A 23,356-nucleotide genomic window follows, 5' to 3' on the forward strand; every position below is an offset into this window, starting at 1 on the left:
CGATACAATTCCTCATGCTTCGGAATCACTCGAAGTGACGTAAGGTTCATAAACGCAACCATTGGACAAAAAGAAGTTTTCCGTCAGTTCGAGTGATTTTTGAGATTGTCAAAATCAAAATATATTTTGATTGAAGATACCTAAGCAAAGCTTAAAAAAATCGTATCGAGAACCTTCTCCATACTAAATCTATGGTCAATCGTTTAATTTTTATTAATTTAGCCACGTAAACTTTAGGGGTGTTCTAAAAATAGAACTGAGACATACCCTTTGAACCTGATGCGGTTAGTACCGCCGAAGGGAAAAGTTGAATAGGGCACTGCAATGCGCTCTAGCACATCTTTTCGTAAGCGCCACTTTCTGGGTGTTTTTTCAAAGTACATGCTATTCCCTTGGTTTGCAATATTTAAACATATTGTAAATGATAACTATTCATCTTAACGAACGCGAGGTTAATATTGACGAAACGATTAATGTTTCGCAACTATTGACTCAGGAAAACTATCCACAAATAGGCATTGCCGTTGCCGTAAACCAAAACATTATTTCAAAAACCCAATGGGACACACAACGGTTTCAGAACGGCGATTCTATTCTAATTATTCAAGCTACGCAAGGCGGATAAATACAAAAATTAACAACTCAGCCATAAGCGAAAAGAACATAAAAAGCCCAATAAAAAATGAAAAATAAAGACACTGCACCAAAGCAGGAACAAATTACCAGACAACCCTTTCCCAATTCAAAAAAGATTTACGTTCAAGGAAAAATCCATCCACAAATTAAAGTGGCCATGCGCGAGATTTCTTTGAGTGACACCAAAGATACTTTTACAGGAAAATTAACGCCAAACGAACCCGTTACCGTGTACGATACTTCGGGACCTTACACCGACCCAAACAAAGAAATAAACGTACACAACGGAATTGAACGCATCCGTGAGCCATGGATTTTAGACCGCGGCGATGTGGAGCAATTGGATTCATTTTCATCAAAATATTGTAACGAGCGTTTAAACGATAAAAGTTTAGACCACATGCGTTTTGCGCACCTTAAAAAACCGTTACGCGCTAAAAAAGGTAAAAATGTTACGCAATTGCACTACGCGAAAAAAGGCATTATTACTCCAGAAATGGAATACATCGCCATTCGTGAAAACCAGCGTATTGATGAAATGACCGAAATTGCCAAACAGCATCCAGGGCAAGATTTTGGAGCGGCCATTCCGAAAAAAATAACTCCAGAGTTTGTCCGTGAAGAAGTGGCCCGTGGCCGTGCTGTTATTCCATCAAACATCAACCACCCCGAAGCCGAACCTATGATTTTAGGTCGGAATTTCTTGGTAAAAATCAATGCCAATATTGGTAACTCGGCCACCACCTCATCGATTGAAGAAGAGGTTGAAAAAGCCGTTTGGGCCTGCCGCTGGGGTGCCGATAATATCATGGATTTATCCACTGGGCAAAACATTCATGAAACCCGCGAGTGGATTATCCGTAACTCACCGGTTCCAGTGGGAACTGTGCCTATTTATCAAGCTTTGGAAAAAGTAAATGGTGTTGCCGAAGATTTAACTTGGGAAATTTTCCGTGACACCCTTATAGAACAAGCCGAGCAAGGGGTGGATTACTTCACCATTCACGCCGGTGTATTGTTGCGTTATGTTCCTATGACGGCAAAGCGTGTTACCGGTATTGTTTCTCGCGGAGGCTCTATCATGGCAAAATGGTGCTTGGCGCACCACAAAGAGAGTTTCTTGTACACGCATTTTGAAGAGATTTGCAAAATATTGAAACAATACGATGTGGCCTTTTCTTTAGGTGATGGTCTGCGTCCTGGTTCGGTGGCCGATGCCAACGACGAAGCCCAGTTTGCCGAATTGGAAACCTTAGGCGAGTTAACCCAAATAGCCCGTAAACACGAAGTACAGTGTTTTATTGAAGGTCCCGGACACGTGCCTATGCACATGATTAAGGAAAATATGGAAAAGCAAATTGAGGTTTGCGACGAAGCGCCATTTTACACTTTAGGCCCCTTAACCACCGATATTGCCCCAGGTTACGACCACATTACATCAGGTATTGGCGCTGCCATGATTGGTTGGTACGGTTGTGCCATGTTATGCTACGTCACCCCTAAAGAACACTTAGGTTTACCTAATAAAGATGATGTTCGTGCCGGCGTAGTTACCTATAAATTAGCCGCCCATGCAGCCGATTTAGCCAAAGGTCACCCAGGGGCACAACACCGCGATAATGCTTTGAGTAAAGCCCGTTTTGAGTTCCGTTGGGAAGACCAGTTTAATATAGGTTTAGATCCCGAATTGGCTCGTGAATACCACGATGAAACGCTTCCTGCCGATGGCGCTAAAGTAGCTCATTTCTGCTCGATGTGCGGACCAAAATTCTGTTCAATGAAAATTTCTCAGGAAGTGCGCGATTTTGCCAAGGAAAACGACATTGTGGAAAATGAAGTCATCAAAAAAGGTATGGAAGAGAAATCGCAAGAATTTAAAGAAAAAGGTTCGGAGGTTTATTTGTAGAATTTCAAAAACGTTACGTCACTTCGAGTGATTCCGAACTATGAGGAATTGATCCCTATAGCTATCGGGAGAGAAGTGCTCAACCAAGAAACATAAAAAAGAATACTTCTCGATAAAAATTTTAGTCATTCAATCCTAAAATTCACTCGAAGTGACGTCATTAAAAATATGGTAGTTTTAATCGCTCCCGAGCAAGACATAAAAAATGAAATATTTATTCTAAATCAGCTTTTCGAAGTTGGTTTAGAGTATTTTCATTTGCGAAAACCTCGTAAGGACTATCATTTTTATCGCAATTATTTAAATCAAATTGATAAAAAATATCATAGCAAAATTGTGGTACATCAACATCATGAATTGATAAACGATTACAACTTAAAAGGGATTCACTTTCAGGAGGCCCAACGGCGCGAGCTTTCTTTGGACACCCTTCAAACCATCAGGAATGAACAAAACATTAGTATGAGCAGTTCGTTTCATTCTACCGAAGAATTGATAGCCTGTGAGTTCCATTTCGATTATCATTTACTGAGCCCGGTGTTTTCATCCATTTCAAAACAAGGGTATAAAGGCCGCGGTTTTGAGGTCAACTCAGTAAAAAAAACAGTAATCGGTATGGGTGGCGTAACCACCAAAAACCTTTCGGAATTCACCAAACTAGGTTATCAAGGGGTTGGTGTTTTGGGGGGTATTTGGCAGAGTGAAACGCCTGTGCAGGATTTTAAAACTATGAAACGTCACTTCGAGTGATTCCGAAGCATGAGGAATTGTATCGAGAAGTTTTTGATAAGTTTTCTAAAGAGATTATAAAAATTATGAGGTGCTGAAACGAGTTCAGCATGACGACAAATGCAAAACGATAAAACATACATACTAACCATAGCTGGCCACGACCCTTCGGGCGGTGCGGGACTCACTTCAGATTTTAAAACATTTGAAGCACACGGCTTGTACGGCTTATCGGTTTGTACAGCCATTACGGTTCAAAACGATGTGGATTTTAAAGACTGCCATTGGGTAAAACCTGAAGTTATTTCAGCCCAAATTAATACCCTTTTTGAGCGTTTTGAAATTTCGGTCGTGAAAATTGGCATTGTTGAATCTTGGGAAGTTTTGCTCAGTATCTTAAAACAATTAAACCTCCTCAACCCTGATATAAAAATTGTTCTGGACCCTATTTTTAAGGCCAGTGCGGGGTTCGATTTCCACACTTCAGAAAATCAACAGGTGTTAGATTTTATTTGGGAAAGGTGTTATATCATTACGCCCAATTACGATGAAATTCAATTACTATATCCGGAAAAAAACATTGAAGAAACCATCGAACACATCAGCAAAAAAAACCATGTTTATTTAAAAGGCGGCCACAGAACTGATAAAACAGGTTGGGACGAATTGTACCACAGTAAAATTGTAAAGGTGAATATCCCGCCAAGTGTCGAAGAAGTTTCAGAAAAGCACGGCAGCGGTTGTGTATTGTCGTCTGCTTTGGCCTCCCATTTAGCTTTAGAAATGCCTTTGGAAGACGCGGCCCAACAGGCTAAATATTACACCGAACAGTTTTTAAATTCTAATTCGAGTTTACTCGGTTATCACAATTATCAATTAAAACATTAGCAACATGCAAATCGCAAAGCTTCATTATATATCACAAGGAGACTCTCCGGAAGCCCATCTTGAAAACATCCAAAAAGCCTGTACTTACGGTGCAGAATTGGTTCAACTCCGACTGAAGAATTATCCAGAAGAAATTGTGTTAAAAACCGCAGAACAAGCTCGGGAAATTACGGCACATTTTCAAACACGGTTAATCATTAATGACCATTATAAAATTGCCAAAGCCGTAAAGGCAGACGGTGTGCATTTGGGAAAAACCGATACCTGCCCCACCGAAGCCCGCGAATATTTAGGCAAATGGTACCTGATTGGCACAACAGCAAATACACTGGAAGACTGTGAAAACCTAATCACCAAAAACGTCGATTATATTGGCTTGGGTCCGTTTCGATTTACCAAAACAAAAGCTAATTTGAGTCCTATTTTAGGCATGGAAGGCTATCAAGCTATTCTCGATACCTTAAAAAGCAGTACGCCTATTATTGCCATTGGAGGAATAAACGAAAACGACATTCCCGATCTTTTAAACACTGGTGTTCACGGTATTGCTATGTCTGGCGCAATAACTCAGGATTTCAACAACATTTCAAATATTAACAAACTTTTGGGCGCATCGGCCACCCAAGAGCAACGCCATACTTTTTAATATGAACGATTTACTAAAAATAGCAGATAAAACATTTACATCGCGCTTATTTACGGGCACTGGAAAATTCAGTTCCAACCAACTCATGTCTGAGGCTATTCTCGCTTCGGAAAGTGAACTGGTTACCGTGGCACTAAAACGCGTTGATGCCAACAACAGTCAGGATAAAATGTTGAAAAGCATCATGCAGCCCCACGTTAATTTATTGCCCAATACCTCGGGCGTTCGAAATGCCAAAGAAGCGGTCTTTGCGGCGCAATTGGCCCGAGAAGCTTTGGAAACCAACTGGGTGAAATTGGAAATCCATCCCGACCCCAAATATTTATTGCCCGACCCCATTGAAACCTTAAAAGCTGCTGAAGAATTAGTAAAATTAGGCTTTGTGGTGATGCCCTACATTCATGCAGACCCCGTGTTGTGCAAGCGTTTGGAAGATGTGGGAGCACAATGCGTTATGCCATTAGGCGCACCAATTGGCACTAACAAAGGGTTAAAAACCCTCGATTTTTTAGAAATTATTATCGAACAAAGCAACGTGCCGGTTATTGTCGATGCCGGAATTGGGAGTCCGTCGCACGCCGCTTTTGCCATGGAATTGGGTGCCGAGGCCGTTTTGGTCAATACCGCCATTGCCGTATCGCAACATCCAGTAACCATGGCCAAAGCATTTAAAATGGCTGTTGAATCGGGGCGCATGGCCTACAATGCCAAATTGGCTTCGGTAAAACCACATGCCGAGGCGAGTAGCCCATTAACTTCATTTTTAAATTAAGAACACGTTATTACGACAGACTGAGCTTGCCTTTACTGAGCATAGCAGAAGTACCGAAGACAAAGGAAACAGATTGCTTCATTTTATTCGCAATGACAAAACGAAAAATATTCAAAATCCGATGACACATAGTTTCAAAGATATTCTTGACACCTACAATTGGGACGACACCTTAAACAGCATCCAAGCCAAAACGGCACAAGATGTAGAATATGCTTTAGCTAAAACCAAGCGCGATTTAGAAGATTTTAAGGCCCTCGTTTCCCCTGCCGCCAAACCCTATTTGGAGCAAATGGCCCAACTCAGCCAAAATATTACAAAAAAGCGTTTTGGCAATACCATACAAATGTTTGCGCCAATGTATTTAAGCAACGAATGCCAAAACATTTGTACCTATTGTGGGTTTAGCATGACCAATAAAATTCCGCGTCGCACCTTAACCGATGCCGAAATTTTAAAAGAAGTGTCCTTTTTAAAACATAAAGGCTACGACCATATTTTGCTGGTTACCGGCGAAGCCAATAAAACAGTTGGTGTGCCATACATTAAAAATGCAATTAAACTCATCAATGAACAATTTTCAAACATCACCATTGAAGTGCAGCCTTTGGACGAAGATGAATACGAAGAGCTGATTGAAGCCAACTTATATGCCGTTTTGGTGTATCAAGAAACCTATAACCGGGCCGAGTACAAAAAACATCACCCAAAAGGAAAAAAATCGAATTTTAATTACCGATTGGAAACGCCCGACAGATTAGGCAGGGCAGGTATTCATAAAATTGGAATCGGCGCTTTGTTTGGTTTGGAAGACTGGCGCGCCGATAGCTTTTTTACCGCTTTACATTTAAAATATCTTCAAAAAAACTATTGGAAAACCAAGTATTCTATTTCGTTTCCGAGATTGCGTCCTCATTCCGGCGGATTGGAGCCTAAAGTAGAAATGACCGATAGCGATTTGGTACAAACCATTTGTGCGTTCCGGTTATTGGATGAAGACGTGGAACTCTCAATGAGTACCCGCGAGAGTGAAACCTTCAGAAACCATATCGTCCATTTAGGCATTACCTCCATGAGTGCCGAATCGAAAACCAACCCCGGTGGTTATGTGGTAGAACCACAATCGTTGGAGCAGTTTGAAATTTCAGACGAACGCCCCACGGAAACCATTGCAGAAATGCTTCAAAATAATGGTTTGGAACCCGTTTGGAAAGACTGGGAAAACACTTGGTAAGCGATAAAACATATTCAATTATTACGTATCAACGTCCATTCAAAAAACACAACTATCTAAAATTTAAATATTTACATTCAATTATCGTGAAATTTTTACTACCTTTAAGGGGCTAACTGTAAATTTCTTCACGCTATGAGTACGCCAAGAATTCCTACCAATTACCACCATACCATTCACCCCGACGCGCCTTTTGATGTGGACACCGAATTATCAGGCGGAATGGATGCCCGGCACTCCGGACAAATTGCAACGGCACTTTCCGGAAGTGTGCAAAACATTATCAGCGGCAACCTGAATACCACCAACACACTGAAACTTACCGGAGACGCAAAAGAACCCGTGGCAACCGACAATAAAATGGAAATTTTAAACCTGCCTCGGTTCACCTTGCAAGACATCAAAGACCTGATGAAACATCGGGTGCGCATACCCAATTACACCAACATTTGTTTTAAAATGATGGGCGTTGAGTTTTTCAGTATCTGCACCAGCGGCGAAGGGCAAATTATTACCGAACCTTACGTGCCAACATCGGCTGAACTTTGCGAAGACGATTGTTGCCAACCCGACACCCGACCCTTCCCAAAAAGAAGTGATATTCGAGTAACCGACACCAAAAAACAAACATCATGATTACCAAAGTACCCAATGCTCCAATTGAAAATATCGATTTTGGAGATGAAACCATCATTTTAAACGGTGCACCAACAAAATTGAGTGGTACGGTACAGCTGCGCAACACCGATAAAACCAACACCCGAGTTCGGTACATCGGCCTAAAACCTACTACCAGCAAAAGTTTAAACAAACTAAGTGATATTTCACTCTATATGAACACCAAACTCCGTGCTGGCGAAACCAAATTGCAATCACTCACGGTAAGTCTTCCTCTAGAAACTCCTCCTGGTACTTATCATCAATTCATAGAAATTAAGGGCAAAAAAAAACAAGTTCAGTTGGTGGTGCAACCCAGCATTAACGTGGCGGTGCAACCCAATGAATTTACGCTTCAAGGCACCGCTCCGGGCACAAAACACAGCGTTAGTTTTACCGTTTTAAACAGGGGCAATCTCGATTTTCAAATCCCTAATCCCAAACACGTGGCAGCCCTCGACATGGATATGCTGTGCCGCGCCTTTGGTTTTGGAGTAAGGGACAGAAAAGCCAATGGTTTTAACGCGACCATGGACCAAATTACGCAACACATCAAAGAACAATTGCCCAATTGGGCCAGTGCCAAAATTGCAGAGGCCGGACAAATAATAAAACCCGGCAAGCAGATGCTCGTTACCTTTTCTTTTGTGATGCCAAAGGAAGCCCAAGCCGATAACGACTACGATTTGAACGTTCGGTTTTGGGACCAAGAATTGTCGTTTGTTATAAAATCGCATCAAGAACCTAAAATCACTTAAGCCATGGAAAACAGAAAACTAAAATCGAACGTATTTAGCGATGCCGTTATGGAAAATATCCAATCCATTTCGGATATGTCGATGCAATTTTACGGCACTATGCTGGAAAATATGATTGGCAACAACGCGCCTGTTAGTGAACAAATGGGGCAGTTGGGTAAAAGTGTTTTGAACCCTCTTAAAGCCATAATGAATACCGAAAATTGCTGTGCGCCGAAAGAAAAATGTGCGCCACATTGCATTGCTTCCATCGATAGAAATGCTATGGCTGGAGAGCGCATTATGGTTCCGTTTACGGTAAAAAACAACTGTAATACGGCCAAAACCTATCAAGTAGGCATTCGGGAATTGACCGACCAGGATGGCGCTTTAGCCCCTTCGCAACCCAAGCTGAATAAAAACAGTGTATCACTTCAACCGCATGCTTCCGAGCGCGTATTATTAGTACTCGATTTAGCCAATTTTAGTAATGGCACCTATTCTGCAGAAATTGTGCTCCGCGAAAAAGAATACAACCAAAATATTTGTTTGACCGTTTATGTGGCCGACCACCATGCTACCACTGCGTCGCCTTACGAAGAGAAAAAATTCAAACTGAAATGGCAAAGTTGGCAATCGCACTTTTACTGCGAACCCCAACAAACCCGCGACCGAGAAAACACTTAATATATGGCCAAAACAACCGACAATCAGCCTTTGGAAAACTTGTTTAAGCAAACTTTGGAACTCAATAAAAAATACATGAACCAAAGTTTAAATCTGCTGAACCAATGGAGCAAACAGCCCAACAAATCGGGCAACCTGTTTGTTTTTAAGCCCGAACAGTACAGCAAGGCGTTTAAGGCGTTTGCCCAATTGAATTTGGAATATTATAACCACGCCATGCAATTGGGTTTGGGTATGGTGGATTCGTTTTTAAATGGTGAAAACAATGAAAATCAAACGGTAACTGAACCAGCTTTTGAACTGTCGGCCAATGCTGAAGCGGGTTCAAGCATGACTTTAGAATTTGTTTTGGAAAACACTAAAACCGAAACCGCCGAATGCCAACTTACCAATTCTATTTTCATAAACAGCGAGTCTGTGGAGTTTCCAAGTATCAAAACTACTTTCAGTCCGCAAAAATTCACGCAAAAGCCCGGTGAATCCAGCACGGTAAAAATCACCTTACGAATTCCAAAAAACACGCCGCCCAATATGTATTTCAGTAATGCGTCGGTGGTAGGCTACGAGCCTTCTTTTTTCAGAATCCACCTCAATGTGCAACCCCCACAAACCAAAACCGCCAATGTCAAATCAAAAAAATAGCAAAAAAAACACATCGGGTGCTGGCCAATCGAAAAAGAATAAAAACGAATCGTGGATAGACCCCGACCGCGTGGTGAACAAAGCGCAGAACATCGTCAATTCTGCAGTTAATATTTTAGAAGAAGAAATCGCCGCGGGTATTTTAGCGGCCAAAAACATTGAAAAAAAACTGGTTGATGTTGATGAATTGAGAAGCAACCCCGATGCCCTGATGAACCGTATTAGGCGCGATTCGCACGAAGTACTCGATTTGGTAATTGATGGCTTTGCTTCCATTACCAGCCAAATGAACGAGGTTCTTGAAGCTTTGAAAAACGAAACGAAATCAGCTTCTAAAAAAAATAAGCCCGCTTCAAAAAGTCCCCCAAAACCATCAAATGGCGATATTATTTTTCTGGAACCCGAACATTCTTTAAAAGCCGGGGAAACCACAACGCTTAATTTGAGCTTGTTCAACGATTCAGAAAACGAAACCACTACCATAGAACTCAGAAAATCGGATTTTTTAGGCAGTGGTTCGCAAAAAATAGGACTTAGAGCCATTAAAATAGAGCCCAAAACGGTACAACTGAAACCCCAGGAAGAAAAGGATATTAATATCACCATAAACCTTCCAAAAAACAGTACCGTTGGGCATTATAACGCCTTTATAACTGATATAAATAATCCAAAAATTAGAATACTATTGGCTTTGGAAGTTGTGGATTGAAGTAATAAAATTTCAAAAAACACACTGCGATGGATGTTTTGGAAATGAAATCGAAATTGAAATACTACGGGGCTGAAACCCTCCGTGGCATCCATGCCTTTGTACCCGAAAAAGAGCCCAAAAAATATTTGTACGATTTAGTTTTGGATTATCCCAACCGCGGTGGTAAAGGCTTCCGGCCAGGGTTGTGCATGGCCAGTTGTGGCGCTCATGGCGGACGATTAAGTGAGGCTAAATTTAGCGCGGTTACCCTCGAAATGCTTCACAATGCCTTCCTCATTCATGACGATGTGGAAGACGAAAGCCTCTCACGCCGTAACAAACCCACGATGCACACCACCCACAGCCGGGCCATAGCCATTAACGTGGGCGATATGATGAATGCCTTGAGCCTCTTTCCGCTTTGGCACAACAAAACCCTTATGGGCGAAAAATTGGCGCAGCGCATTTTTTTGGAAGTCTACCATCTTATTACCGAATCGGCCGAAGGACAAGCCCTCGAATTGGGTTGGCGGCAAGATAACCGCTGCGACCTTTCGGAAAGCGATTATCTGCGCATGATTCTAAAAAAAACCTGTTGGTACACCTGCATTCAACCCATACGCATCGGTGCGCTTATTGGGAGTAAAGGCAGCGTAAACCCCGATAATTTTAATCGATTGGGCTATTTTATGGGTGCCGCTTTTCAGATTCAGGACGATGTTCTCAATTTAGTGGGAGAAGAGAGTGCCTATGGAAAAGAAATAGCTGGCGATATTATTGAAGGCAAGCGCACATTGATGCTCATTCATCTGCTTTCAGAATGTTCAAAAAACGAAAAATATTTGATAGAAAATTATTTGGGCACTCCGGTTTTGGAAAGAACCATGACCGATGCAAAACACATTCTGGAACTGATGCATAAATACGAATCTATCATCCATGCCAAAAAAACAAGTCAATATTTGGCCGGGGCTGCCTTAAAAGAGTTTTACACCCATTTTTCACATTTAAAGGATTCCGAAGATAAAGCTTTTCTAGAAACCATCATTTTGTACATGATAAATAGAGATTATTGAAGATGATTCATATTAAGCAAAACATAACAGTAGATTGCGACGTGCTTATTGTTGGCGGTGGCCCTGCGGGCAGTTCGTTGGCTTATCATCTTTCAAAAGCCAATATTAAAACGGTGGTTATTGAAGCCGAACATTTCCCCAGGGACAAGGTTTGCGGCGATGGCGTAAGCCCCATTGCACTAAAGGAGCTCCACAATATGGGCATTACCCAAACCGATACTTTTAAAAAGGCCAATGCCATTGAAAAAGTGGGACTGTTTATGGAAAACGACCAAACCTTTATCGAACTGGAAAAGCCCGATGAATTGCCTTTTCATGCGCGCATTATCCCGAGAATCGAGCTGGATTTCATGATTTACAATATAGCAAAATCGGCCGGTGCAACTTTTATTGAAAGGGCTCGGGTTACGGATTTTAAGGTTAGCAATCTAAAAGTAACCACTAATTACAAAGTTGGTGCTTTGGATCAGCAAATTACCTCGAAACTGATTATTGGTGCTGACGGGAGCAGGTCGATTGTAGCCAGGCAATTACGTGGCAACTCCCCCGACCCGGCCTATCAACTGCTGGGGCTGCGTTCGTATTATAAAAATGTAAATGGCCCAAGAAACCGCGTGGATGTGTATTTCAATAAAGAGAATTTTCCTGGGATTTATTGGCTTTTTCCGAAAGGTGAACACGATGCCAATGTGGGTATGGCTATGGTGTTTAAAACGTGCCCGCAGCAAGTTTCTGAAGTTCGAAAATGCTTTTCAAATTTTATTGACACCAACGCCGATTTAAAAAAACGGCTGGGTAACGGTACAGCAACCGAAAAAGTTAAAGGCTGGCCCATTACATTTTACGACCCGAAAAATCCGGTAGTTTCAAACCGAACGATGTTGGTGGGCGAAGCTGCGGGGTTGATTAATCCGCTTAGTGGCGACGGCATCCAATATGCGGTTTTGAGTGCGCGGTGGGCTTCCGAAACCATAAAAGAATGTTCAAAAATCAACGATTTTAGTGTTGATGCTTTAATGCCCTATCAAAAAACCATTGAAGACGAATTGGAATACGATTTTTCACTTTCCAATTTGCTCGTTCAATTTGGAAAAAATAAAAGTTTGGAACCCATTTGGATGTCATTCTTAAAAATATTGATTGGCCGTTGCAAGGAAGACCCAAAGTTTGCGGGCACCGTTGCTGGGATTTTTGAGGGCACCTACCCTTCCTACAAAGCTTTGGATACCGAATTTATATTGAAAATACTTATGCAAGCGGGCTATGATACCAATTCATACGTGTTAAAAAATATGGAGAAGCCCTCTCAATTTTTAAAGGATAGTACGCAATTGGCCAAAACTACTACTGATATTTTAAAAGCCCTCGCTAAAGATCCCAAGGCCCATTTGGGTTGGTTGGCGAACGTAGCCGGAAAAGCGTTTACTGTGGCTAAGTATACCGTGAAAAGATAATTCCTTTCACCGAGTCGAAATTCTTATTAAAAAACGCTTTTTATATTTTGCTACCTTTGGCAATAAAATCAGCGCATTGAAATTCACCTACGGCAAAAAAGAGAAGCTAAAAAGCAAAAAACTGATTGACCAACTGTTTACCGAGGGTAAATCGGTATCGGCCTTTCCGTTGCGATTGGTGTATTTGAGCACTACTTTTGATGATGATGTTATGGCCAAAACTGGTGTTTCAGTGAGCAAACGAAATTTTAAAACTGCTGTGGCACGAAATCGCATAAAACGTTTGCTTCGAGAAGCTTACCGATTAAATAAAGGGCAGTATTTTAACAATTTAACAACGCCTCACGCGTTTATGATTTTGTACATTGGCAAAGAAAAACCCTCTTTTGATCAAGTTGAAAAACGAATGAACCAGTTGTTCACTAAATTTTTAAACAAAATTTCGGAGGAAAGCCAGTAAAAAATCCATTATGAAACTACTATCTTATGTTTTAGTGCTTTTGTTTCCTTTGATGTGCTCTAAAGGCCCATCGAATGAAAGCTCAACTGCTGATTATGCCGAAACTGAAGTAATGCACAGTGTTGAAAAAATGTCCACTGTTGATGATATGGTGGTTCCTTCTGAAACAACCCCTCAAAAAATCATTAAAACCTCATTTCTGCGGTTTGAAACACGAGATTTAGATAAAACCTACCTCGACATTAAACATGTGGTTCAGGCGAACAAAGGTTTTATTCAAGATGATAATTCCAATAATTCATTCAACCGAATTACCCGTCGGTTAGTTATACGGATCCCCACTATAAACTTTCAGGATGCTTTAGATGCCGTTAGCCAAAACGTATCGTATTTTGATGAAAAACGTGTTTCTGCAAAAGATGTCACCGAAGAATTCATTGATTTGGAAGCCCGGTTAAAGTCCAAAAAACAATTGGAAAATCGCTATTTGGAATTATTGGACAAAGCCAAAAACGTCAAGGAAATTTTAGAAATAGAACGCGAACTATCAACCATAAGAGAAGAAATTGAAGCCAAACAAGGCCGCTTGAATTACCTTCAAAACCAAGTATCATTAAGCACTTTGGAAATTGAATTTTATAAACTCACTTCCGAAGCGCCAGTAGCCAAATCGTACGGTACCAAAATGTGGAATGCCATAAAATCCGGGTTCAACGGAATTTCCCTATTTTTCTTGGGAATTTTACATATTTGGCCGTTTATTATCATTCTCATCATCGGAATTTTCTTTTTAAGAAAATGGATAAATAAGAGTAAAAAATCATAATGGGCTTTTGGCAGGGAATAATCAAAACATTTCAATAACTACCAGAGTAACACCAACAAACATATAAAAAATAAGTTGTTAAAAAATTCAAATAGATGAAACGTATATTAAAGAAAAGAATCATAATCCCTATTCTGGCCGGAGTTGTTTTTTTTAGCACCACCGCTTTTAAAAATGATTTTTTTGAAATCGCCAAACAGATCGAAATTTTCACCACGCTGTTTAAAGAACTCAACATGAATTATGTTGATGATACCAATCCGGCCGATTTAATGGACACGGCCATAAAAAGTATGTTGGAAGATTTGGATCCGTACACCAATTTTATGAACGAGCAGGATGTTGAAGCGGCAAGAATTAATAACACGGGCGATTATACGGGTATTGGGGCTAAAATTCAGACTTTAAAAGATAAATTAATAGTGGTTGAGCCTTATAAAGATTATCCTGCTGATAAAGCAGGATTAAAGGCCGGAGACGAAATTATAAAAGTGGGCAACACCATTGTGGCCAATTATAAAGAAAGTGCTGGCGATTTGCTAAAAGGCACGCCGGGCTCTTCGGTTGAAGTGACTTTTAAACGCCAAGGCAAAACCCAAACGGCTACCATAAACCGTGCGGAAGTAGAGATTAAGGCCGTACCGTATTTTTCAATGATAAACGACAAAACGGGTTATATTGTATTGAGTCGTTTTAGCCGAAAAGCCTTCGAGGAAACCAATTATGCGCTTCGCGATTTAAAGGCCCAAGGCGCCAAAAAAATGATTTTGGATTTACGCGGAAACCCTGGCGGATTGGTAAACGAAGCCATTAACATTGTTAATTTGTTTGTTCCTAAAGGGCAATTGGTGGTAACCACAAAATCGAAGGTTAAAAAGTACAACCGTACTTACCTCACCCAACGTGATCCCATTGATACCGAAATGCCTTTGGTTATTTTAATTGACGAAAAAAGCGCCTCGGCCAGCGAAATCGTCTCGGGCGCTTTACAAGATTTAGACCGTGCCGTAATCGTGGGCTCCCGAAGCTTTGGTAAAGGTTTGGTGCAACGCCCAAAAGAGCTGACTTATGGCACCCAAATAAAAATTACCATTTCCAGATATTATACGCCTTCGGGACGCTGTATTCAGGCTTTGGATTATTGGAACAGGAATGAAAAAGGTGAAGCCGTTAAAATCGACCAAAAAAATTATCACGAGTTTAAAACCAAAAACGGACGAAAGGTTTTTGATGGTGGCGGCGTGTATCCCGACGTGCCTATGGGTACTTACAAAACCTCCCCTATTACCACCGCTATTGTCAATAATAACTTGATTTTCGATTTTGCCACAAACTATTATTACAACCACAAGATTGAAAATATAGATGGGTTCAACCTTAATAATCAGGATTTTTCTGAGTTTAAAAGTTTCCTAAAATCCAATAATTTTTCATTTGAAACCGATACCGAAAAAGCACTTAAAAAAGCATTTGAAACGGCTAAAAAAGAAGAATTGAACGACAATATTGAAAACGACTACAACGCTTTGATTTCAAATTTAGAACAATCGAAAAAAAGTGTGATCGACGAAAACAAAGATTTTTTACTGAAACTGCTTACCGAGGAAATCGTAAAACGCTACGTGTACCGCGAAGGGCTTTACGAATATTATAAAACCCATAACACCGAAATTAAAAAAGCCACAGATATTTTAGGTAACCTATCCACTTACAACGGGTATTTGCAACAACTTTAAATTTGTTCAATCGTCCTAAAAAAATCCCTGTTTATAGGCTTTTACGATGGTTTCCGATTAAAATAGTATATTTATCCATCTATTCTAAATCCTACTATGCATAAATTATTGGTATTTATATTATTGACTTTTAACGGTGTAATGGCCTTTTCGCAAAAGGATTTAACACACGAAGTTTATTTTGATACCGATAAATTTGTGGTGCCTCCAACTGAAGAAAACCGACTATTATTGTTTATTTCGAACATCTCGGATGTGGATATTGAGTCTATTTCCATTTTTGGCTTTTGTGATGATCGTGGTGCCGATACTTACAACTTAAAACTTTCGCAACAACGCGCCGATGCCATAAAAGCCATTTTTGCCAATAATGAAATTAGTGAAGACCTGATTTCGAACGTTGATGGTAAGGGTAAAATTCTTTTAAAAGTAGTTGAAGAAAAAGACCTTTTGAAAATTAGGGGCTTGAACCGAAAAGTTGAAATTATAGTGAAACCCAAACCTCCAAAACCCGAAAAAGTAGAGGTGGCCGAAGTAACGCCTGAAAAACCCAAGGAAAAAACCGAAATAGATTTAATAAATGAAAGCGCTGTTGGCGATAAAATCGTTTTTAAAAATATTTTGTTTAAAACAGGATATGCCACAGTAACACCAGTTTCTAAAAAGACTTTAGAAAATATTGCCAAAGCTTTGGTAGAGCGTGACGATATTTATTTTACCATTCAAGGCCATGTGTGCTGTACCCAATTTACGCGTGATGCCGTTGATAGAAAAACAAAAAAACGTAACCTATCAGAAGCACGGGCCAAGTACGTTTACGATTATTTTGCAAAAAAAGGGGTTGATAAAAAACGTATGCGCCATTTAGGTATGCGCCGTAAATTTCCGTTGGGCGGCGATCCCAAGTTCGATAGACGTGTAGAAATTGTAATTACTTACGTTGGCAATGCTAATTAAAAGCTTATGCCCCATAAAACCTTTTTTATAGTTTGTTTTTGTTTGATAAGCTTTAAAAGTTTTTGTCAAAATACCGCTATTCCAGATCCTAATTTTGAGCAGGCATTGATTGACTTGGGTTACGACTCCCCTCCTATTGATGGCCAAATTCCAACAGCAAATATCAACACTATAACCGATTTGGACCTTGTTTCAAAAAACATTTTAGACCTCACCGGAATTGAAGATTTTATTGCTTTAACCAACCTCGATTGCTCCGATAATGCATTGACGTTATTGGATGTTGGCCAAAACTCAAGTATCACCGAAATATACTGTAGCGATAACTTGTTAACAGCTCTTAATATTGAAAATACGCCAAATTTACAAAGGTTATGGTGTTTCAATAATCAGTTGACCAACCTTGATATTGGTCAAAATAATGAGCTGATTTCATTGCGTTGTGAAAACAACCTTTTGACTGATTTGGATGTTACATACAATATAAAATTAAACGTTTTAGTCTGTGAAGGAAATCAAATTTCTTCCTTAAATGTTTCAAATAATACGGGATTAAGCCGATTGCAATGCGGCAACAATAACATTGCAAATTTGAATGTTGAAAACAATACCAACCTCGCTTATTTAAGTTGCGACCAAAACCAAATTTCAAACTTAAACCTTCAAAATAATACCCAATTGGGCGTTTTAATCTGTTATGAAAATAGTATTTCGGAAATAGACCTTTCAAACAACCCCAACCTCACCGATTTGAATTGCAGCAACAACCAGCTTTGCTATTTAAACCTAAAAAATGGAAATAACAGTAGGATGACTTCGGTTTATTTCAATGGAAATCTAGATTTAAACTGCGTGATTGTTGATAACCTAAATGACGACCGTACAGATTGGATGCCCGATTCGTATAACAATTATGCACAAAATATTAACGACTGTAACGGTTTTGTTCCTGTTGATGAGTTGGATGATGTTATAGGCACCAGTTACACCCTTCCAAATTTGGTAAATGGAAGCTATTTTACAGATACTAATGGATCCGGAAATACTTTGAATGCTGGCGATCTAATTACCACAACACAAACCATTTATATTTACGACGAAACGGCTTGCTTCAGCAATGAATCGAGTTTTTTTGTTTTAATTACTGAAAACGAATACTACATACCAAAATATTTTACCCCGAACGGCGATGGTTTTCACGACGTTTGGAAAGTGATTGACAACACCAATCTTATCAACAATATTACTATTTACGACCGCTACGGAAAATTACTTAAATTTTTATCATCAAATACCAGTGGTTGGGACGGTACTTACAACGGGAAATTACTCCCCACTGATAGCTATTGGTATGTTATTGTTTTAAATAATCGAAATGTTTTAAAAGGGCATTTTGCATTGAAGCGGTGATTTAATGTAACTCAAAAAGACCCTATCATGCCTATATGTGGAATATCATCTTCCAGATACTCCTCACCGAACTCCGAAAAACCTAAATCGCCATAAAATTTTCTTAAATAGCACTGCGCAGAAATTTGAATGACTTGAGTTTCAAAATATTCTTTTATAGCCATTATGGAAGCTTCCATAATTTGATTGCCATAATGGTGCTTTCTTTCATTTTTTACCACCAATACCCTACCAATACTGGCTTCTTCTAGATAATCACCAGGCTTAAAAATGCGCGTATATGCAATTAATTCTTTGTTTTTATAACCCAAAACATGCAGTGCCTTTTGGTCCTTTCCGTCTAAATCGAGGTAAATACAATGCTGTTCCAACACAAAAACCTGATTGCGGAGTTGCAGTAATTTATACAGTTCTTGTTTTGTGAGTTCTTCGAATGATTTTACTATGGTTGTTAACATGATATGTAAAATAGTTGGGGTTGGGTTATTTTTTAAAATCCCGATAACTATCGGAACGTTTCTCTTTTCTAAATGACTACAATCTAAAGATTTTAATTTAACTATTACATTTATGAGATTCCTACGTCGTACCTAATCGGAATGACGCTTCAATCTTGAACGATTACGCCTTTATCATCTTTTTTATTAAACTCTGGCTGGATAGTGACATGGTTGATGTTAAATTGTTTATGCAAAACAGATTCAATTTCCTCTAAAAGCGCATCGAATTCGGTAATGGCTAAATCTTCCATTAAATCTAAATGTGCTTCCAAGTGCAGCTCGTTATCACTTAAATTCCAAATGTGCACGTGGTGCAGCTTTTTTACCTTTGGAAGTTTATTAACCGTTTTCACCACATCTTCAATATTGATATGGGCCGGTGTAAAGAGCATAATCATTTTAGTGGAGGTTTTTAACAAATCGTAACCCACAAAAATTAAGTAAACGGCAATTAAAAACGTAAGTACACTATCTACCAAAAATAGTTGATAGTATTTCATTAAAAGTCCGCCAATAAGCACGGCAATACTGGCCAACATATCGGTTAACAAGTGCAAATACGCACTACGCATATTAATGTTGTTATGGGCATCTTTTTTTAACAACAGTACGCTTAAACCGTTGGCAACAATGCCAAATAATGATAGCCAAATCACAAAACTCGACTTTATAGGCTCGGGATCCTGAAAACGTTTTACCGCTTCAATAATCAATAAAATAGCAATAATTATTAACGTGGAAGCATTTACAAAAGCAGCTAGAATTTCCGCTCGTTTATAACCAAAGGTTCTATCGAACGAGGCTTCTTTTTTAGATAATTTATTAGCCACGTAGCTCACCACTAACGACAAAACATCGCTAAAATTATGCAAGGCATCACTTAAAAGAGCCAAACTTCCAGAAACCAAACCGCCAACCACTTGTGCGGTGGTTATTAAAATGTTTAAAAAAATGGAAATTAAAAGATTCCGACCTTTTAAATCGTTGTGCCCATGCACGTGGTTATGCGAGTGGCTGTGCCCCATTTAGCAAGAAACAGGAATTTTATCGATTCGGTTTTGGTGGCGGCCACCTTCAAAATCGGTGTTTAAAAATACGTCAACCATTTCAATAGCTTGCTGAACCGCCGTAAATCGTGCCGGAATACACAAAATATTGGCATTGTTATGACTACGGATAAGATGAACAATTTCTTTGTTCCAAGCCAATCCCGCTCTAATTTTTTGGTGTTTATTCGCCGTCATGGCAACACCGTTGGCACTGCCACAAATAAGGATGCCCAACTCCGCTTCTTGGTTTTCAACATCGTTGGCTACCGGATGTACAAAATCGGCATAATCAACACTATCATTAGCATCAGTACCGTGGTTAATAATGGTATGTCCTTTAGCTTCAAGGTGTTTTACTACAGCTTGTTTATACTCAGTTCCGGCGTGGTCGTTTCCTATTGAAATTTTCATTTTATATATATTATAGTATCGGTTTACAAAGGTAACAATTAATAAAGAATTTATGTGAACCAACTCTACTTGAAGGCATTGTAATATTATAGTTATACTACAAATAACTTTCTTTTAAAAAAGAAGACATTCTGTTATTTAGATTTCCGTCCCGATAGTTATCGGGAGCACGGGAATGACAATTTTAGCGGAAACCACTACCCTTAGCCATGTGTAATTCGTGTTTATTAACATTGTGGATGGAAGTATTCATTACTTGTTAATAAGTGTTGATAGTTTTGTAAAATTAAAATTGGGATTATTCAATTATTTTTTCAAACAAAAACAGAAAACTAAAATCCTAATTTTTAATCCGTTTTTTCTGGAGATCTTTTTAAACCAAAATTAGATCGATATGAACACCATTTTTAAAAAAGTTATGAGTTATAAACGGTGTATTTACGTTGTTAACAACTGTGAATTAAATTTTGAAATCATTTAAAAATTAACCTTTTAAAATAATTCACAATGTTAATTACCTTTTAACAGAACGTAAATTTATTGTAATCAAAATAAAACTTAAAAAAGTTATACCAGATATTAACAGCCTATAATAACCATTATTTTATTTTTTAAATTTTTAAAAGAAATAGATATTATAATATATAATGTGGATAAGTTAAATTCACCTTAAGATAACATTGAAAAAAACGTATTAAATTTTAAAACCGTAGCTTTGCAAAAGCAAATAGCTTAATCTTCGCTTCAATAAAGCTATTTTATAACATTTTTTCCTAGTATCTTAGGAAAATAAATAGATTATAACAATTAATGAGTAAAAAGAGAAAAAGGAAATCCAGCAAAAAAGGCATTTCCAACCTAACAAATACCATTCTAAGTATTTTAAAAAAAGATAGAAACCAATCTTACAACTATAAACAAATAGCGGCCAAATTAGGTGTTAACGATGCCAGCAGCCGTAATCAGATAATAAAAACCTTGGCCAAATTGGCTGCCAAACAGGAAATTGAGCAGGTAGATCGTGGTAAGTTTAAAGCCATTGTTACGGCCGAGTACCATGTTGGGATTTTAGATTTATCGGCTCGTGGTGCTGGTTACGTCATTTGTGATGATTTTGACGAAGACGTGTTTATAGCCTCCAATAATGTTAATAAAGCGCTCCAGGGAGACGAAGTGGAGTTTTACGTTTATAAACGACGAAAACGAGGAAGAATTGAAGGTGAAATCACCAACATTATAAAAAGAGCCAAATCGGAATACGTGGGCGTTATTCAAATGCAGAAAAACAATAATTATGCTTTTGTAGTGCCCGATAGTTCTAAAATGTACAAAGATATTTTTGTGCCCATCAATAAAACCTTGAAAGCTGAAGATGGCGACAAAGTTTTGGTCGAGTTGGAAGACTGGCCAGATAACGCCGATTCGCCAAACGGAAAAGTGCTTAAAGTACTTGGAAAACCAGGTGAACATGGCACGGAGATACATGCTATTTTGGCCGAATACGGCTTACCTCACGAGTTTCCGTACGATGTTGAGGAATACGCCAATAATTTAGATACTTCGATTACCAAGGAAGAAATATCCAAACGCCGCGATATGCGTCAGGATTTAACCTTTACCATCGACCCCAAGGATGCCAAGGATTTTGATGATGCCCTGTCGTTTAAAATATTGGATAACGGATTGTATGAAATAGGAATCCACATTGCTGATGTATCGCATTACGTAAAAGAAGGCACTGTATTGGACGATGAAGCTTACGAGCGTGCCACATCCATTTATTTGGTAGATCGGGTAGTGCCCATGCTTCCTGAAGTATTGTCGAACAACGCATGCTCACTTCGTCCTAATGAAGAAAAATATACCTTTTCGGCCGTATTCCAAATAAACGATAAAGCCGAAATTAAAAATCAATGGTTTGGAAGAACAGTAACCTATAGCGATGCGCGATTTGCTTACGAAGAAGCCCAGGCGATTATTGAAAACAACCCAGAATTTAAACTGGGCACTGAGCGTAGTCTAAGTGCAGTCGAAGCGTCTCAAATCAAAACCGAAATTCCCAAGGAAGTTTCACTCACCGAAAAAGCATACCAAACCCAACCCGAAATAGCCCAAGCTGTTTTGGTACTAGACCGATTAGCGAAAATCATGCGTAAAAAACGTATGAGCACGGGCGCTATTTCGTTTGATAAAGTCGAAGTAAAATTCAACCTCGATGAGAACAACAATCCGCAAGGGGTTTTCTTTAAAACCAGTAAAGATGCCAATAAGTTGATTGAGGAATTTATGCTGTTGGCCAATAAAAAAGTGGCCGAATTTATAGGAAAACAAAGTCCGAAAAAGACTTTCGTGTACCGAGTGCACGACGAGCCAGACGATAGTAAACTGGCGGCATTACAAAATGTGGTGGGCCGTTTTGGTTATAAACTCAATTTTAAGGATCGAAAAACCACATCGGCATCGCTCAATAATTTATTGAAGGAAGTCGTGGGCAAAAAGGAGCAAAATTTAGTGGATACTTTGGCCATTCGCAGTATGAGCAAAGCCGAATATACCACGAACAATATTGGGCATTACGGTTTGGCATTCGATTATTACAGCCACTTTACCTCACCCATTCGTCGTTACCCAGATGTGATGGTGCACCGATTATTACAGCATTATTTAGACGGCGGAAAAAGTGCCAACGAAGCCACTTATGAAGAAAAATGCCAACACTCCAGCAATATGGAAATGCTCGCTACTAAAGCCGAGCGCGATTCTATTAAATACATGCAAATTCGTTTTATGGAAGACCATAAAGACCAAGAGTTTGTGGGCGTAATTTCGGGGGTGACCGATTGGGGCATTTACGTAGAAATTATTGAAAACAAATGCGAGGGCATGGTAAGTGTTCGCGATATGAAAGACGACCATTACGGCTTCGACCAAGATCAATATGCCATGGTGGGGCGAAATACCAAAACCATGTACCAATTGGGCGACGAAGTGATTGTAAAAGTTAAAAACACCGATTTAGTTAAAAAACACCTCGATTTTAATTTAGTTGGAAAATCTGAGGATTAGGAAGTTAACGTATTAATATATGAAAAGTAGGTAATTAGTAAACATCTACGCTTTCAAAATGTGATAAAGTTTGTAATGAGCTACAACCCTTGATTTACTAATATACAAGTAAACCTTAGTTTATACTACTTTATTTAAGGCTGAAAATGAAAAGATTTGAGTAACATAATTAATACCATAGCAAGC

Annotated in this window: 23 protein-coding genes and 1 riboswitch; of the genes, 20 read left to right on the forward strand and 3 right to left on the reverse strand. The window is 39.2% G+C overall.

Annotated features, from left to right (window positions below):
• The first annotated feature begins 225 nt into the window (after positions 1-225).
• Positions 226-320: riboswitch (TPP riboswitch) on the forward strand.
• A 101-nt stretch (positions 321-421) separates the two neighbouring features.
• From thiS to HC176_RS00630, 19 genes are all read left to right on the forward strand, one after another.
• Positions 422-625 carry a sulfur carrier protein ThiS gene (gene thiS, locus HC176_RS00540; RefSeq protein ID WP_167916229.1) on the forward strand — a complete coding sequence of 68 codons (204 nt, stop codon included), beginning with the start codon at positions 422-424 and terminating at the stop codon, positions 623-625.
• 57 nt (positions 626-682) lie between these two features.
• Positions 683-2,542: a phosphomethylpyrimidine synthase ThiC gene (gene thiC / locus HC176_RS00545; RefSeq protein WP_167916230.1), complete on the forward strand. Its 1,860-nt coding sequence runs from the start codon at positions 683-685 to the stop codon at positions 2,540-2,542.
• Between the two features lie 168 nt (positions 2,543-2,710).
• Positions 2,711-3,292, forward strand: a complete 582-nt coding sequence (locus tag HC176_RS00550) for a thiamine phosphate synthase (protein ID WP_167916231.1) — start codon at positions 2,711-2,713, stop codon at positions 3,290-3,292.
• Between the two features lie 99 nt (positions 3,293-3,391).
• Positions 3,392-4,159 carry a hydroxymethylpyrimidine/phosphomethylpyrimidine kinase gene (locus tag HC176_RS00555; RefSeq protein ID WP_167916232.1) on the forward strand — a complete coding sequence of 256 codons (768 nt, stop codon included), beginning with the start codon at positions 3,392-3,394 and terminating at the stop codon, positions 4,157-4,159.
• Positions 4,160-4,163: 4 nt separating this feature from the next.
• The gene (gene thiE, locus HC176_RS00560; protein WP_167916233.1) at positions 4,164-4,805 is read left to right on the forward strand and encodes a thiamine phosphate synthase; all 642 of its coding nucleotides are present in this window, start codon (positions 4,164-4,166) and stop codon (positions 4,803-4,805) included.
• Between the two features lies 1 nt (position 4,806).
• Positions 4,807-5,577 (forward strand): thiazole synthase, encoded by a 771-nt coding sequence (locus HC176_RS00565; RefSeq protein WP_167916234.1) that lies wholly within the window; start codon positions 4,807-4,809, stop codon positions 5,575-5,577.
• Between the two features lie 121 nt (positions 5,578-5,698).
• Complete coding sequence (gene thiH, locus HC176_RS00570; RefSeq protein WP_167916235.1) at positions 5,699-6,811, forward strand: 2-iminoacetate synthase ThiH; 1,113 nt, start codon at positions 5,699-5,701, stop codon at positions 6,809-6,811.
• A 135-nt stretch (positions 6,812-6,946) separates the two neighbouring features.
• A complete protein-coding gene (locus HC176_RS00575; protein WP_167916236.1) occupies positions 6,947-7,447 on the forward strand; it encodes a hypothetical protein in 501 nt (166 codons plus the stop codon).
• Positions 7,444-8,226: a COG1470 family protein gene (locus tag HC176_RS00580; protein ID WP_167916237.1), complete on the forward strand. Its 783-nt coding sequence runs from the start codon at positions 7,444-7,446 to the stop codon at positions 8,224-8,226. The genes HC176_RS00575 and HC176_RS00580 overlap by 4 nt, the downstream gene beginning before the upstream one ends.
• 3 nt (positions 8,227-8,229) lie before the next feature.
• The gene (locus tag HC176_RS00585; protein WP_167916238.1) at positions 8,230-8,892 is read left to right on the forward strand and encodes a hypothetical protein; all 663 of its coding nucleotides are present in this window, start codon (positions 8,230-8,232) and stop codon (positions 8,890-8,892) included.
• A gap of 3 nt (positions 8,893-8,895) precedes the next feature.
• The gene (locus HC176_RS00590) at positions 8,896-9,534 is read left to right on the forward strand and encodes a COG1470 family protein (RefSeq protein WP_167916239.1); all 639 of its coding nucleotides are present in this window, start codon (positions 8,896-8,898) and stop codon (positions 9,532-9,534) included.
• Complete coding sequence (locus HC176_RS00595) at positions 9,515-10,243, forward strand: COG1470 family protein (RefSeq protein WP_167916240.1); 729 nt, start codon at positions 9,515-9,517, stop codon at positions 10,241-10,243. The genes HC176_RS00590 and HC176_RS00595 overlap by 20 nt, the downstream gene beginning before the upstream one ends.
• A 29-nt stretch (positions 10,244-10,272) precedes the next feature.
• A complete protein-coding gene (locus HC176_RS00600; protein WP_209309621.1) occupies positions 10,273-11,301 on the forward strand; it encodes a polyprenyl synthetase family protein in 1,029 nt (342 codons plus the stop codon).
• A 2-nt stretch (positions 11,302-11,303) separates the two neighbouring features.
• Positions 11,304-12,755 carry a geranylgeranyl reductase family protein gene (locus tag HC176_RS00605; RefSeq protein ID WP_167916241.1) on the forward strand — a complete coding sequence of 484 codons (1,452 nt, stop codon included), beginning with the start codon at positions 11,304-11,306 and terminating at the stop codon, positions 12,753-12,755.
• A 76-nt stretch (positions 12,756-12,831) separates the two neighbouring features.
• Positions 12,832-13,215: a ribonuclease P protein component gene (rnpA, locus tag HC176_RS00610; protein WP_167916242.1), complete on the forward strand. Its 384-nt coding sequence runs from the start codon at positions 12,832-12,834 to the stop codon at positions 13,213-13,215.
• A gap of 10 nt (positions 13,216-13,225) precedes the next feature.
• The gene (locus HC176_RS00615) at positions 13,226-14,041 is read left to right on the forward strand and encodes a DUF4349 domain-containing protein (protein ID WP_167916243.1); all 816 of its coding nucleotides are present in this window, start codon (positions 13,226-13,228) and stop codon (positions 14,039-14,041) included.
• Between the two features lie 95 nt (positions 14,042-14,136).
• Positions 14,137-15,777: a S41 family peptidase gene (locus tag HC176_RS00620; RefSeq protein WP_167916244.1), complete on the forward strand. Its 1,641-nt coding sequence runs from the start codon at positions 14,137-14,139 to the stop codon at positions 15,775-15,777.
• A 96-nt stretch (positions 15,778-15,873) separates the two neighbouring features.
• The gene (locus tag HC176_RS00625) at positions 15,874-16,734 is read left to right on the forward strand and encodes an OmpA family protein (protein ID WP_167916245.1); all 861 of its coding nucleotides are present in this window, start codon (positions 15,874-15,876) and stop codon (positions 16,732-16,734) included.
• A 42-nt stretch (positions 16,735-16,776) separates the two neighbouring features.
• Positions 16,777-18,144, forward strand: coding sequence for a T9SS type B sorting domain-containing protein (locus HC176_RS00630; protein WP_167916246.1), 1,368 nt, complete (start codon positions 16,777-16,779; stop codon positions 18,142-18,144).
• Between the two features lie 11 nt (positions 18,145-18,155).
• Here HC176_RS00630 and HC176_RS00635 read toward each other — a convergent pair whose 3' ends face one another.
• The 3 genes from HC176_RS00635 to rpiB all read right to left on the reverse strand — a co-directional run bounded on the left by HC176_RS00635 (position 18,156) and on the right by rpiB (position 20,104).
• Positions 18,156-18,602 carry a GNAT family N-acetyltransferase gene (locus HC176_RS00635; protein ID WP_167916247.1) on the reverse strand — a complete coding sequence of 149 codons (447 nt, stop codon included), beginning with the start codon at positions 18,600-18,602 and terminating at the stop codon, positions 18,156-18,158.
• Positions 18,603-18,751: 149 nt separating this feature from the next.
• Entirely contained in the window at positions 18,752-19,669 is a 918-nt protein-coding gene (locus HC176_RS00640; RefSeq protein WP_167916248.1) for a cation diffusion facilitator family transporter, read from the reverse strand.
• Positions 19,670-20,104 carry a ribose 5-phosphate isomerase B gene (rpiB, locus tag HC176_RS00645; RefSeq protein ID WP_167916249.1) on the reverse strand — a complete coding sequence of 145 codons (435 nt, stop codon included), beginning with the start codon at positions 20,102-20,104 and terminating at the stop codon, positions 19,670-19,672. It lies immediately after the preceding gene.
• A gap of 810 nt (positions 20,105-20,914) precedes the next feature.
• Between rpiB and HC176_RS00650 the strand changes: the two genes are divergently transcribed.
• On the forward strand, positions 20,915-23,170 hold the full coding sequence (locus HC176_RS00650) for a ribonuclease R family protein (RefSeq protein WP_167916250.1): 2,256 nt from the start codon (positions 20,915-20,917) through the stop codon (positions 23,168-23,170).
• Positions 23,171-23,356 lie beyond the last annotated feature (186 nt).

This window comes from Tamlana crocina (assembly GCF_012037625.1).